9 protein-coding genes are annotated in these 13992 nt (G+C 75.0%); 7 read left to right on the top strand and 2 right to left on the bottom strand.

Annotated elements, in window-relative coordinates:
- Positions 1-3: 3 nt before the first annotated feature.
- From ACFWAR_RS24260 to ACFWAR_RS24280, 5 genes are all read left to right on the top strand, one after another.
- The gene (locus ACFWAR_RS24260) at positions 4-1155 is read left to right on the top strand and encodes a lantibiotic dehydratase C-terminal domain-containing protein (RefSeq protein WP_385780743.1); all 1152 of its coding nucleotides are present in this window, start codon (positions 4-6) and stop codon (positions 1153-1155) included.
- On the top strand, positions 1152-2927 hold the full coding sequence (locus ACFWAR_RS24265) for a hypothetical protein (protein ID WP_385780745.1): 1776 nt from the start codon (positions 1152-1154) through the stop codon (positions 2925-2927). The genes ACFWAR_RS24260 and ACFWAR_RS24265 overlap by 4 nt, the downstream gene beginning before the upstream one ends.
- Positions 2924-4852 (top strand): TOMM precursor leader peptide-binding protein, encoded by a 1929-nt coding sequence (locus tag ACFWAR_RS24270; RefSeq protein ID WP_385780748.1) that lies wholly within the window; start codon positions 2924-2926, stop codon positions 4850-4852. Before ACFWAR_RS24265 ends, ACFWAR_RS24270 begins: the two co-directional genes overlap by 4 nt.
- A gap of 25 nt (positions 4853-4877) precedes the next feature.
- Complete coding sequence (locus ACFWAR_RS24275) at positions 4878-6584, top strand: thiopeptide-type bacteriocin biosynthesis protein (protein ID WP_385780751.1); 1707 nt, start codon at positions 4878-4880, stop codon at positions 6582-6584.
- Positions 6585-6713: 129 nt separating this feature from the next.
- Entirely contained in the window at positions 6714-7493 is a 780-nt protein-coding gene (locus tag ACFWAR_RS24280) for a methyltransferase domain-containing protein (protein WP_385780754.1), read from the top strand.
- Here the strand turns inward: ACFWAR_RS24280 and ACFWAR_RS24285 are convergent.
- Entirely contained in the window at positions 7447-8532 is a 1086-nt protein-coding gene (locus ACFWAR_RS24285) for a glycosyltransferase (RefSeq protein WP_385780757.1), read from the bottom strand. The genes ACFWAR_RS24280 and ACFWAR_RS24285 overlap by 47 nt on opposite strands.
- 218 nt (positions 8533-8750) lie before the next feature.
- On the opposite strand from ACFWAR_RS24285, the gene ACFWAR_RS24290 reads away from it, so the two are divergent.
- Both ACFWAR_RS24290 and ACFWAR_RS24295 read left to right on the top strand, forming a co-directional pair.
- A complete protein-coding gene (locus ACFWAR_RS24290; protein ID WP_385780760.1) occupies positions 8751-9917 on the top strand; it encodes a hypothetical protein in 1167 nt (388 codons plus the stop codon).
- Positions 9918-10096: 179 nt separating this feature from the next.
- Entirely contained in the window at positions 10097-10513 is a 417-nt protein-coding gene (locus tag ACFWAR_RS24295) for a hypothetical protein (protein WP_385780762.1), read from the top strand.
- A 90-nt stretch (positions 10514-10603) separates the two neighbouring features.
- On the opposite strand, the gene ACFWAR_RS24300 is transcribed toward ACFWAR_RS24295, so the two are convergent.
- Positions 10604-13990 (bottom strand): CARDB domain-containing protein, encoded by a 3387-nt coding sequence (locus ACFWAR_RS24300; protein ID WP_385780766.1) that lies wholly within the window; start codon positions 13988-13990, stop codon positions 10604-10606.
- Between the last annotated feature and the right edge of the window lie 2 nt (positions 13991-13992).

Consider the following 13992-nt stretch of genomic DNA (forward strand, 5'->3'; position numbering starts at 1 on the left):
GCGGTGCGACCCTCCGAGAACGACTCCCGCGACACGGCCCTCGACGTGATCGTCCACTACCACCACCCCGTCAAGGCGGCGCTGCTGCGCGAGGTGATGCTGCCGCTCGCCGCGTCCTGCGCGGCGGACGGGCTGACCGCCCACGTCGAACGGCACTGGTTGCACGGCCCCCACCTCAGGCTCCGCCTGCGGGGCCCGGCCGCCCGGGTCGACGCCGCCGCCGCGGCCGCCGTCGGCCGGGCCCGCGACTGGCTGCGGACCCACCCCTCGCACGGCGGACTCAGCGACGCCCAACTGCTGGAGCACGCGGCCGCCGCCGGTCGCGCCGAACTCGTCGCCCCGCCCTACGGACCGATCGTGCCCGACAACACGGTCCGCCTCGCGCCCGTCGACGACGCCCCGCTGCGCGACCTCCTCGGCGCCGCCGGCGCCGACCTGCGCGACGACCTGCTGCGGGCCGGTCTGGACCCGCTGCGCGCGGGCGCCCGCTTCCTGGCCGACCACGGCGACGACGCCGACGCCCGGGTCCAGCTCACGGTGGTCGCCCTGGCCGCGCACGCCGCCGCCCACCCCGGCGGCCTGGCCGGCGGGCACTACTCGTACGTCTCCCACCTGGAGGACTTCCTCTTCCACGAGGATCCCGGGGGCCGACTGCGGGAGCGCTTCGAGCGCCATGCCGACCGCGGGGGCGACGCCGTCACCCGCCTCGTCGGCAGGATCCGCGACGGCGGCGCCCACGGGTGGGAACGGGCCTGGACCGCCTACTCGGCGGGCGCCTGGCAGCTGACGCGGAGCCGCTACGACGCGGGCGCCGACCTGCACGGCGACCCCGACGCCTACCGGGCGCGGGCCGCCGCCACCGGGGACGCCGCCGCGGCCCTGCGCTGGAACCACGAGGAGCGGACCGGCTTCAGCGACTTCCACCACCGGCTGCGGCGCTCCGACCCCGACGGGAAGATGTGGAGCCGCCCCGACTACCTGGTGCACCGCGCCTGTACGAACGCCCTCTACCGCCTGCTCGCGATCTGTGACGTCCGCCCGCTGGAGCGGTACCTGGCGGCGCACCTGGTGATCCGGTCGGTGCCCGCCCTGACCGGCTGCGACTGGCGGCGGGAGCTCGGCGCGGCCGTCGACGCGGTGGAAGGCCGCTCGTGAACCGCGCGGCCCTCACCGACCGGCGGCTGCGTCCCGGGGTCGCCGTCACCCCGCTGCGCGCGGGCCTCCACCTGCGCGGGCGCCGCGGGACCCTCACCCTGGAGGGCGGCGGGGCGCTGCCCGCGCTCTGGCGGCTGCTCGCCGAGCCGCTGCGCGAGGGAAGGGTGGCGCAGCTCCTGGACTCGATGGCGGCCGGTGCGACCCTGCGCGCCTCCGTGGACACCCTGCTCGGGCAACTGGACGCGCACGGGCTCCTCGTGGCCGGGCCGTCCCCCGCCGCGCCCGGCGGTCCGGTCGCCGACTGGACCGGGGCGAGCGCCGGGCGTCCGGAAGTCGCGGCCGCCGCACTCGCCCGGTTCCGGGCCGAGGTCGTGGCCGCCGCGCCGGACGGGCCGCTGGCCGCGGCCGCCGGGCGCGCGCTGGCGGCCGGTGGCCTGCCCCTCGACCGCACCGCCGATCCGGAGCTTCCCGCGGACCGGGTCCTGCTGCGCCTGCACGGCGCCGGGCCCGAGCGGTGCGTCGCGGTCGGGCACCTCGGCGGGAACGGCTACGCCACCGCGCCCGGCAGCTCGGTGCAGGTCACGGCGGACGCCGAGGCCCTGGAGACCCGGTGGGGCCGCGCCCACCCGCCGCAAGAGCCCGGGGGTGTCGAGCCCCTGCCCGCCGCGTTCCTGCCCCTGCTCGCGGGTTCCGCGGCGCACCGGCTGCTGTGCGCGGCGGCCGGGCAGCCCGACCCGTCGCGCGAGGGGGAGGACGAACGGCCGCCCCCGGACGCGACCCCCACGACACCCGCCGCCGTGCTTCCTTCCGTGCTGCTGGCGCGGGCCCGGCCACTGCGTGCCGACTACCGGGCCTGGCCGGGTCCCCTCCGCATCGACGCCGACCGGCGGGTGCGGCTCGCACCGGCCGCGACCCTGGGCGAGGCGCTGCGGCGGATGGCGGACCTCACCGACGAACGATGCGGTGCGCTGCCCGAGCCGCTCCCGGCCGACCTGCGCCAGTTGCCCGTACCCCTGGCCCGCTGTGCGCTGCCCGGGGCCGGTGCCGGGGCGGGCGGGGCCGAGCTGCTCGGCGGGGCTGCGCGGCTGGACCTGGCCCGCCTCGACCTCTTCTGCCGGGCGGCCGAACTCGCGCTGGGCGAGGACCTCTTCACCGTCGGCGCCACTCCCGGGCACGCACGGGGCCGGGCCCTGCGCAGCGCCGCCCGCCGTCGCCGCGCGCCCGGGCGGCCGGACCCGGTGGCCGCCGAGCGGTGGGCGGACCACCCCCAGCTGCGCCACTGGTGGGCCACGCTGACCGGCCGCCTCGGGGTGGCCGCGCGGCTGGAGGTGGTCCGGCTCGCCCCGGGCGCGGAGGCCTACCGCGCCGTCGTACGTCCCCTCGCGCCCGGTGGCGGGTCGGCGCCGCCCCCGCCGCTCGGGGACGCCGTCGAGGCGACCCCCGGTGACGCGGCCGCCTTCGCCGCGCTCGGCGCCGTCGTCCGCACCCGCGCCGCCGCCGAAGGGCGGCCCGGCGCACGCTTCTTCGCCCCGGACGGCGCGCTCGCCCCGCTGGCCGCCGCCGGAGTCCGGACGGCCGACTGGGAGGACGCGGGCGGTACCGGCCGGTGGCTGGCCGACCTGGCCGGACGCGAGGAGGCGCACCAGGGCGCGCTGCGCCGGATCACGGGCCGTGCGCCGCGCCCCGAGGCCCCGCGGGTGCGGCCGGAACTCGTCGCGCTGCTGGAGGCGTTCGGGTTCACCGTACTGCCGGCTCCACGGGAGGACCGATGAGCACCCGCACCCCGACACCGCTCCTGCCCGCGGGGCCCTCCGGGGCGCCGTCGGTGCCCGTCCTCGACGCGGCCCGCGCGAGCGCGTGGACGTCCGGACCGGCGGTGGTCCTGCTGCCGCGCTGGACGCTCGGGCTCGCCGAGGAGCTGAGCCGTCATGCGCTCGGGCACCCCGTGGCACTCGTCCCGGTGCGCTTCGACGGCGCCCTGGCCGTCGTCGGGCCGGTGCTGCGGCCGGGCGCGCCGGCCTGCCTGAGCTGTACGGAGTACCAGCGGCTCGCCACGGCGGGCGGCCGGGTGCCGTGGCGCAGCCCGGAGTTGGCGCTCGGCGGCGTGCCCTCCCCTGCCCTGTCGGACGCGCTCGGCGCGCTCGCGGTCGGCCTGTTGGACTCCGGCGCCGGCGCGCCGGATCCGGACCCCGGGGCGGCCGTGGTGCACCTCGTCCACCAGGGCCGGGGCACCTGGTCCACCCATCGGGTCCGGCCGGTCGGCGGCTGCCCGGTGTGCCGGCCGCTGCCGGTGGACCGCGCGGACGCCGTCACCCCGCTGCCGTCGGCGCCGCGCCCGCTGCCGGACCCGTACGTCCTGCGCGCCCCCAATCCGCTGACCGCTCCGGCCCGGCTGCGCGGGGCGCTCCTCGACGAGCGGTTCGGCCCGGTGCGGCGGCTGTTCCGGTCCGAGGACTCGGCGTTCTGCCTCACCAGCGCCTTCGTGAGCGACGGTCGCGCCGTGGACGACGGCGGGTACGGCCGGTCGCTCGACTTCGGCGGCAGCGAGCGGATCGCCCTGTTCGAGGGCGTCGAGCGGTACGCGGGCATGCGCCCCACCGGCAAACGGACCGTGCTGCGGGCCTCCTTCGCGCGGCTCGGGCCGGAGCGGGCCGTGGACCCGCGTCGACTCGGCCTGCCCGACCCCCGCTACCACGGGCACCCCGCGTCGCCGACCGTCCCCTACACGCCGGACCTGGAGATGGACTGGGTGCACGGCTGGTCGCTGACCCGGCGGCGCGCGCGGGCCGTTCCCGAGCACGTCGCGTACTGGGACGTGCCAAGTCGGGGGCCACGCGTGGTGTACGAGTCCTCCAACGGCTGCGGCCTCGGCAACAGCCCCGAAGAGGCCCTGCTCTACGGCCTGTTCGAGGTGGCCGAGCGCGACGCGTTCCTGATGGCGTGGTACGCGGCGACGCCGCTGCGCCGGATCGCCCCGCCACCGGACGACGCGGACACCGCGCTGCTCGTGGACCGGGCGGCCCTGGCCGGGTACCGGCTCGTCCTGCTCGACGCGACGAACGACCTCGGCGTCCCCGCCGTCGTCGCGGTCTGCCACTACGAGGGCTCCCACCCGCGGGCGCCCAGGATGTTCCTGGCCGCCGGAGCCCACCACGATCCGCGAGCCGCCATCCGCTCCGCGGTCGCCGAAGTCGTCACCAACGTCGTCGAGTCCGGGCCCCGCTCGCTCGCCGAGGGCGGCCCGCGCGACCCGCGGCGGCTGCGTCCGATGCTGGACCGGCCGGAGCTGGTGACCACCCTGGACGACCACGTCGGGCTGGGCACCCTGCCCGAGGCGGCTCCCCGGCTGGCGTTCCTCCACGCCGACACGGCCCGCGTGAGCGTCGAGGAGGCCTGGCCGGGTGCGCCCGCGCCGGTGGGCGACCTCTCCGTCCTGCTCGGAGCGACCGTGGAGCGGCTGTCCCGGGCCGGGTTGGAGGTCATCGCCGTCGACCAGAGCGAGCCGGGGCTGCGCGAGCGGCTAGGGCTGCACTGCGTGAAGGCCATCGTCCCGGGCTCGCTGCCGATGACCTTCGGGCACGTCAACCACCGCGTCCGGGGCCTGCCCCGGCTGCTGGACGTGCCGTACCGGCTGGGGCGGTCGCGGCGGCCGCTGCGCCCGGAGGACCTCGCGGTCCACCCCCACCCCTTCCCCTGACCAGGACCCACGACGAGGACCCCAGATGACGACGACCGGTACCGGTGGCTGGTACAGCGCTCACGTGTTCCTGCACTCCAGCGCCGAGGAGACCGACGCGTTCCTGCTGCGCGAGGCGGCGCCGTACCTCGACGGCCTCGTGGCGGCCGGGGAGGCGACCGGCTGGTTCTTCATCCGCTACGGGGAGGACGGCCCCCACCTGCGGATCCGGGTGCGCGATCTGGGCGCGGGCGCCGCCGCCCGGCTGGTGGACCGGCTCGGGCGCGCCGCGCGGGAGGTTCCCGCGGTGCCGGGTCCGTGGTCCTCCGCCCACGGGGAGGTCCGCGCCGTGCCGTACCTGCCCGAGGTCGAACGCTACGGCGGTCAGGGCGCCCTGCCGGTCGCCGAGGAGGTGTTCGTCGCCTCCACCGGGGTGGTCCTCGAAGCCCTGCGGGAGCTGAAGGGCGGCAGCGGTTCCGCGCGGCTGGCGGTCGCGGCCGACCTGGCGCACGCGACGGCGCACGCCCTCGGCATGGACCGGCTCGGCTCGGCGCGCTGGCTGCGCGGGCACGCGGCGGGGTGGCGGTGGGTGGACGAAGTGCCGCTGCTGCCGGGGGCGTCCGTACACGCGCGGGTCAACTCGGTCTACGCCGCGCAGCGTTCGACCCTGTCCCGGCGTGCGCGGGAGCTGCGGCGGCGGCTCGGCGACGGCTCCGCGGCGCCCTGGCTGAACCGCTGGACGGACCGGGTCCGCGAGGCCGACGCCGCGCTGCGGGCCGTCGGCGCCGCCGAGGAGGCGCCGCCCGCGGCCCCGGCCCCCCGGTCCTGGGTGTGGGCGTCCCAGTTGCACATGCTGTTCAACCGGCTGGGGGTGATCCCCGACGAGGAACGGGCCGTGTGCAGGCTGGCGGCGCGGACCCTGCTGGAGACGGATGCGGAGGGGGCCGAGGGGACTCCCCCGTACTTCCCTTCCGCGTACACCGCGCCCGACCTGCAGTACCTGGAGCGCAGCAAGTTCCACGTCGGACGCGGCGAGGACACGGCGCTGCGGCCCGCCGCGCCGCTGCCGCCGTCCTCCCTGCGGCCCGCCGGACCCGACGTACCGCTGCCGACGGGCCCCCTGCCCGACGTGTCGTTCGCCGACGTCCTCGCGGCGCGGGCTTCGGCGCGCGGCCCGCTCGGCGGTCCGCTCGACGCCGCCACGCTGGGCTCGCTGCTGTGGCACTCCCTCGCCGAGAGCGGGCGCTCCGACCGGGTGCTGCCGGACGGCTCGACCCGGGGCGTCGCCCATCGCCCCCATCCGAGCGCGGGCGCCCTCTACACGGCCCGGGTGCGGCTGCTGGTGCTCGACACGGCCGGGGTGCCGGCGGGCACGTACGAGTGCGTGCCCGCCGCGCGGACGCTGCGCCCCGTCGGGCCCGTGCCCCCGATCGAGGAGGTCAAGGCGCTGTCGACGTACCTGTCGCGGCCCGCGAGCGACCCCGACGCGATCGGCGTCGACCGCGCGCCGGTGGTCCTCGGGGTGTACGCGGACGTCGGCCTGCTGCGGCGCCGGTACGGGCTGCGCGCGCTGCGCCTGGCCCTGCTGGAGACCGGCCACCTGACCCAGACCCTGCTCCTCACCGCGGCGGCGCTGGGTCTGGCCGGTACCCCGCTCGGCGGCTTCCACGACGATCTGGCACACGAACTCTTCGGCCTGGACGACCTCGGCCAGCCCCTCCAGTACCTGCTGCCCCTCGGGCGCCGCCCGTAGGCCGGGGGCGGATGCCGCGCGGGCGACCGGGGACGCGTCCGGGCGTGGCACGCCCCGGCCCGCGGCCCGCTTGTGGAATGGTCTCTTCCGCCAGATGGGCCGCAGTGATCCCCGATCGAGGTGATGCGCATGTCGATGCCACAGGACGACGCGTACGGAGCGTGGTTCTACGAAAGTCAGCAGGACGGCTCCGCCCGGTCGGCCGCGCGGGCGCTGCCCCTGGTCTTCGATCTGGTCCGGCCCTCCAGCGTGGTCGACCTGGGGTGCGGCACGGCGTCGTGGCTGGCGGAGGCCCGGCGGCTCGGCACGGAGACGGTCCTCGGGGTCGACGGGGACTGGGTCGCCGAGAGCGCCCTGCGGATCCCGCCCGACTCCTTCCTGCGGTGGGACCTGTCCCGGCCGCTCCGGCTGGAGGGGCGACGGTTCGATCTGGCCATGTCCCTGGAGGCCGCCGAGCACCTGGACCCGGCCCGCGCCGACTCCCTCGTGGCGGACCTCTGCGCGCTGTCCGACGTGGTGCTGTTCTCGGCCGCGGTCCCCGGCCAGACCGGCAGCGACCACCGCAACGAGCAGTGGCCCACCTACTGGCGCGAGCACTTCGGACGCCGGGACTACGAACTCGTCGACTGCCTGCGGACCCGTTTGTGGGACGACCCGGAGATCGAACCCTGGTACGCGCAGAACGCCTTCCTCTACGTGAGCGCCGACCGTCTCGCGGTCGACGAGCGGCTGCGCGCGGCCGCGGCGGAGACGGGCCTCATGCCACTGTGCACGGTGCATCCGGGGCTGCTGGCCCTCTTCTCCAAGCCCTTCGCCCCGGCCGTGCCGGCCCCTCCGGTACGACGCCCAGCGCCGCTGCGCTTCACTGCGCGGGCACCGAGAGACCCTGCAGGGCGAAGCCTCGGTTGAGGACGGTCTGGCGCCGGTAGGAGTCCGGTAGGTCGGGCAGGGCGAGGAGCCGGTCGCAGGCCCGTACCGACGCCGCCAGGTCGCCCACCCAGTACGCGGTGATGGAGTACTCGAAGAGCAGCCCCCACCGATAGACCCAGGGCTGGGTGAAGAGGACGTCGTCCGGGGCCGGCCGGTCCAGGCAGGCCCGCACCAGTGCGTGGGCCGCCCGGTACCGGCCGAGCAGCCGCAACCGGGAGACCAGTTCGTAGCAGGCCTCCATCCGCTCGGGCCGGGACTCCCAGGCCCGGTCGAGCGCGTCCATCGCGGCGGGCCAGTCCGCCGGGTCGCCGCTGTCGCCGTGCAGCACGCCGACCTGGAGGAGGGACTGGTACACCTCCTCCGGCCAGCCGCCCATGGCCGCGCGCCGCTCGTAGAGCCGGATGGCCTCGGCGCGTTCGCCCATGTCGCGCATGGTCTGGGCGAGGTAGAAGACGGTGCGGCCGACGGAGGGGTCCCGTCGCATCTCGGCGCTCAGCAGCCGGGCGTCCCGCTCGAACTTGTCGTGCTTGGAGCCGCCGTCGCCGTGGTCCTCGATCACCAGGGCGTCCAGGTGGGCCACGCTCTCGGTGGTGTCGCAGGTGATGTACTCGTGGGTGACGCCCTCGTACCGCCAGGGCAGGTCGCCGCGCACCAGGCGCTTGATGCGGTACTCGGTGTCGCCCAGGTGCCGGAGCATGTACGCGTCCGCCACGAGCGGCGGCACCGGCGCGTCCTCGCGCAGCACCAGGTCCGCGTCGAGCAGCAGCAGGTAGTCGGCCTTGCCACGGGCGTGGGCGATGTTCAGGCTCCGGTTGTGCCCGAAGTCGACCCAGGGCTCCTCGTGGAGTTCGCCGGGGATCCCGTCCAGGGCCGCGCGGATGAGTTCCTGGGTGCCGTCGTCGGAGCCGGTGTCGGAGATGACCCAGGTGTCGATGTGGTCCCTGACCGAGGCCAGGGCCCGCCCGATGACGGCGGATTCGTTCTTCACGATCATGCAGAGGCAGATGGTCGGCTTCACGGCGGGACCCTATGGAGCCGCCGCCGCGTACCGGAGACAGCGCGCCGGGCGGCTGACCCGTGTGGCCGGGCCCAGGGCACCCGGGTGGGCGCACGGGCTGGGCCGAACCGCTGATATGGGGGCGCGGCAGCCGGTTTCCGCGTATCCGGTTCCTCAGGATGACCCGCGCCACCGGAAATCCGGTGATCATCTGAACGAATTCTTCAGAGGAGCAGTGCATGCGTCCTGAGGACAGACCCCGATCCATGCTGGGCCCGCTGCCCAGGCGGTCCGGCTGGCTGACGGGTGGAACCTTCGCCTCGCTGGCGCTGGTGCTGGCGGGGATCGCCTCGCCCGCCGTCGCGGCGGTACCGGTGATCCAGGCGAAGACCGCCGAAGCGGCGGCCGTGGATCCGCGGGGCGGTGGCGGTGGCGGGGACGAGTGCGACGACGAGTCGTCGTGGCCGAAGACGACGGAGGCGGACCGGCACGAGTCCTGCCGCGGCCCGCAGGGTCCCCCCGGACCGCGCGGCCCGAAGGGCCCGCCGGGCCCGAAGGGTGCGACCGGAGCCACCGGCGCGACGGGCGCCACCGGCCCGAGGGGCACCACCGGAGCGACGGGCGCCACCGGAGCCACGGGCGCGACGGGTGCCACGGGCGCCACCGGGCCGAGGGGCAACACCGGACCGACCGGAGCGACGGGTGCCACGGGCGCCACGGGCGCGACCGGAGCCACGGGCGCAACGGGAGGCACGGGAGCAACGGGTGCAACGGGTGCAACCGGGGCCACTGGAGCTACCGGAGCGACCGGCGCCACGGGCGCAACGGGAGCCACCGGAGCCACGGGAGCCACCGGACCGAGGGGCAACACCGGACCGACCGGACCGACCGGAGCCACGGGCGCCACGGGCGCCACCGGAGCGACGGGCGCCACGGGCGCGACCGGGGCCACCGGTGCGACCGGCGCCACTGGAGCAACGGGCGCGACCGGCGCCACGGGTGCCACCGGCCCCTGCGTCGACATCGACAGCTACTCCCCCTCCAACAGCGAGTCGTTCAGCGCTGCCGTACGCAACGGCGTCGCCTCCGCCGGGCGGGCGCCGAACACGGGCGCCGCGGTCGTCTGGCAGGACCTGTCGGGCATCACCGGCTACCCCAAGGGTGGTGACGCCGGAACCGCCTGCAGCATCTCGATCGAGTCCCAGGGCAACGACGCCTACGTCAAGGTCCTGACCACCACCGGTCGGGTCTACCAGCTCCACGTCGCCGTCAACGGGACGAACTTCACCCCCGACACGATGACGGGATGGGTGCTGCAGTCTCCCGGCCCCGCCCTGCGCCACGGCCGCAGCGTTCCGTTCGCGAGCGACCTGTCATACGGCTTCTCGCCGAACCAAACGGAGTGATCTGACGCGGTGCACGGCCGCGAACGCCGCCCTCGGATTCCGCGGGCGGCGTTCGCGCGCCGCGCGGGGCACGGCGACGACAGCGGAACGTTAGCGAAGCGTCAGCGACGCACGGCAGGGTCGTCGTCGTGGGCACCGGCGATGGGCGCCCGCGCAGCACAGCAAGGAGCGACAGGAACATGAAGAGGATGAGGATCAGGGCCGGTGTTCTCGCGGCCACCCTCCTGGCGGGTCTCGCCGTGGCGGTCACCCCGGCCCAGGCCCTGAGCCACTGCAACGGCGGTGGCGGCGCCGTCTACATCTGCGAGTACGGCGTCACCACGCACCCGCTCCCGAACGGCGCCAAGCAGGAGTTCCTGATCGGCACCGACCGGGCCGTGTGGACCCGCTGGACCGACACCAAGGGCAAGTGGTCCGGCTGGCAGTCCATGGGCGGCATCTTCACGGACAAGGTCTACGTCATCGACCGCTGGAGCGCGGGTGATCCCTGGAGGTTCGCGCTGAGCGTCCGGGGCGACGACGGCTACCAGTGGGTCAACCTCCGCGACCACGGGGGCGGCTGGAGCGGCTGGTCCCGCATGCCCGACCCCGACTGACCGGTCCGGCCCGGCCTGGCCGGACCTGGCCCGGGTCGGTCCCGTCCCCCCAGAGGACAGGACCGACCCGGGCCGCCCGCCGTTCGCGGGCTAGCCGCCGTTGATGACGAACTGCGATCCGGGTTCGACCACGACGTTCCCGTCGGCCGAGCCCGTGATGGTGACGTTCGACAGGGTGGCGCTGCCGCGCGCCCCGCCGTGGGCCCGTATTCCGGCGCCGTTGTTGGACTTGTCGATGGTCACGCCGGTGATCTTCGCGTCGGGCACGGCGCCGCCGCCCGTCTTGAACTGGATCCCGTCGTAGGTCGAGTCGCGGATGTCGGTGTCGCGGATGGTCACGCCCGGGATGGGCTGGTTGGCAGCGAAGAGGGTGATCGCGCCGAACTCCTGGGCCTCGCCCCAGAAGGCGCCGCCCGTGCGGAAGAGGCCGTTGCCCGCGATCAGGGTCTGTCCGGAGAAGGGCAGCGGGTCGTGGTCGGTGGCCAGCATGATGCCCGGGTAGTTCATCGTGTCGTAGATCAGGTTGTTCTCGATGGTGTTTCCGTAACCTCCGTAGATCGCGATGCCGTTGGCCCGCCATGGCAGCTGGATCGTGTTGTTGCGGAAGTGGTTGTCGTGGCCGATGTCCACCGACTGGTCCTTCACGTACTTGCTGGACCAGACGGCGAGCGAGTCGTCGCCGGTGGTGCGGAAGGACGAGTTGAAGACGGTCGAGTTGCGGGTGCCATTGGCGAAGTTGATGCCGTCGGCGTAGATGTCGCGGATGCGCATGCCGGTGAATTCCACGCCGTCTCCCGGACCCCACAGGGCCGGGATGTTGTCGTAGTCGCGGCCGACCCAGACACCGACGTTGGCGTGCTCGATCCACACGTTGGTGATCTTCGTGTTCTTGCCGAACCGGCCGTTGAGGCCCACGCCGCCCTCGGCGTTGCCGTCGCCGCCGCGGATGGTGCCCGAGCCGAAGACGGCGATGTCGGAGATCTGCGTGTTGTCGTCGATGTCGAAGCCGAAGTTGCCCTCGTGCGGGTGGTTGATGCCGCCCGCGTTCTGCGGCGGGGTCAGGGTGTAGAGCTGGGAGTACCACATCCCCGCGCCCCGGATGGAGACGTTGCTGATGCCCACCTGGTTGAACTGGCCCCGGTTCAGCGGGTCGTCGGTGAGGATCTTCTGCTCCTGGCGCCACTGGCCCCGCGGGATCCAGACGCAGGCGATCTGCCCGTTCTGGTCCGCCGTCACCGCCTTCTGGATGGCCGCCGTGTCGTCGTTGCCGTCGTCGGGGACCGCCCCGTACTCGGTGATCGAGGTGCACTCGGCGGGCTTGGCGGCCGGCGGGGCCACTTGCTCCAGGTCGATCAGGTCGATGACGTAGTACGCGGCGGTGTCGCCCGCGTCCCGCTGGAGGCGGAAGGTGGTCCCCTGCGGGTAGCTCTGGGCGAGCAGCGCGTGGGACTCGTCGAAGAGCCTGCGGGCGTCGCCGCCGGGGGTGTTGGTCAGACCCTCGGGGCTGTCCGTGCTCCCGTACAGCCAGCTGTACTTGGAGGTCAGGTTCAGCTTCTGTGCGAAGGCGCCGTTGACGTAGAGGCTGATGGTGGCGTCGGCGCCGCCGCCGGTCGGGGCGTCCGGGACGGAGTTGCGCACGACGATGGAGTTGGCCGCCGCGGTCGAGGTGAACTGCACGTACTGGCCGGTCGCGGTCAGCCGGACCGATTCGCGGCCCGAGGACTCGGTGGCGAAGTTGGTGTGGCCGAAGGTGCGCTTGGCGTCGGTCTGGAGCAGCGCTCCGGTGTAACTGCCCGCCTCCGCCTCGTACTCGGTGTAGGGGAGCGCCGCCCCGCGCCCGACGACGACCGCCCGCGCGAAGCCGTTGTTGCTCTCGTTGGTCTCGGCGACCGTGCCGGTGGCGTCGGCGGTGGCGGTGAGGGCGGCCCCGCCGCTGACCGCCGTCCAGGTGCCGGAGATGGCCACGTTCGCCGTCGCACCGGCGGCGATCGCCGGGGTGGCGCCGTTCAGCGTGGTCGCTCCCGCGACCAGTCGGGTCACCGTGCCGGCCGCCACGCCGGTGGTACCGCGGTTGTGCACGGCCACGGTGAAGGAGACCGGCGCGCCGACGGCGGGGTTCGCCGGGTTCGTGGTGATGGAGAGGACTTCCAGGTCGGGACCGGGGGCCTGGCCGACGACGAGCTTCGCCGCGGCCGTACGGCTGTTGTTGGTCTCGTCCTGCTCGGGGACGGTGGCGGCGGGGTCGACGGCGGCCGAGACGCCGTAGCTGCCCACGGGCCGCTTGCCCACGGCGACCGGGACGGTCACCGAGGCGCCGGCGGCGAGGGCGCCCACCGGGGCGCTGCCCGCGACCGCGCCTTCGACGGCGACGTCGACGGTGGTCGCGGCGGAGGCGAGGGTACCGGCGTTGCGCACGGTGACGTCGACGGTGACGGGGTCGCTCTCGGACGGGGCCGACGGTGACCAGCTCAGGGCGGTGACGGTCAGGTCGGGGTTGGCCGCGGCGGCGCCGATGACCTGGAACTCCGCCACCTGGCCGCCGCCCGCCCCGGTGTTGCCGGAGAACTTCAGCTGGACGTCGGCGAGGCGCCCGGTGACCGGGACGGTCACGGTGTTCTGGTTGCCGGACGGGCTGAACGCGTAGTCGGCGCGGGCCCGCAGGGAGCTGAAGCCGCTCGCGGACTGTTCCCGGCCCAGCACCTCGATGCTCTGCGTGCGGGTGGACCAGGCGGGGTCGGGGTTCAGTTTGAGGAACACCCCGGTGACGTCGGCGTTGGCACCGAGCTTCACCGTCAGCGTGGACTGCTGGCCGGCCGCCTCCCAGTAGCTGGTGACGCTGTCGTCGACGGCGTTCGCGGCCACGAAGGACTGGGTGGTCGAGGACGCCTCGATCGGCTTGTTCCTGGCCAGGTTCACGCCGGTGGGGGGCGGGGTGCCGGGGTCGCCGGGGTCAGCGCCGCCGTCGGCGGCGTAGATCTCGAACTCCGACAACTGGGCCGCCGGCCAGCCGGTGTTGGCGCTGACGACGACGCGGACCTGGCGCACCGTCGCGGCGGTGAAGCCGATGGTCACGGTGTTGGAGCGGGCGGGATCGAACACCCGGCCCGCCGAGCCGGACAGGGTGGTGAAGGTGTTCCCGTCGGTGCTGCCCTGGACGGAAAGGGTCTCGGTGCGCGCCTCCCACCCGGCGGGGAGTTTCAGCACCACCTGGTCGACGGTGGCGCTGCTCCCGAGGTCCACCTGTATCCAGTGCGGGAAGCCGCCGGAGGGGCTCTCCCAGTACGAAGCCTGGTTGCCGTCGGTGACCCCGGTGGCCGGGTAGCCGCCGAGGGACCCGCTCGCGGTGACCGTCTTGCCGCGCGCGAGGTTGGGGCCGCCCGCTGCGGCGGCGAGGCCGGCGGGCAGGAGTCCGAGGGCCATCAGCCCGCCGACGACCAGGCCGGCCAGCAGCCGCCGACCGCCTTGCATCCATCTCATGC

The sequence above is a fragment of the Streptomyces sp. NPDC059917 genome (assembly GCF_042730635.1).
Taxonomy (GTDB): domain Bacteria; phylum Actinomycetota; class Actinomycetes; order Streptomycetales; family Streptomycetaceae; genus Streptomyces.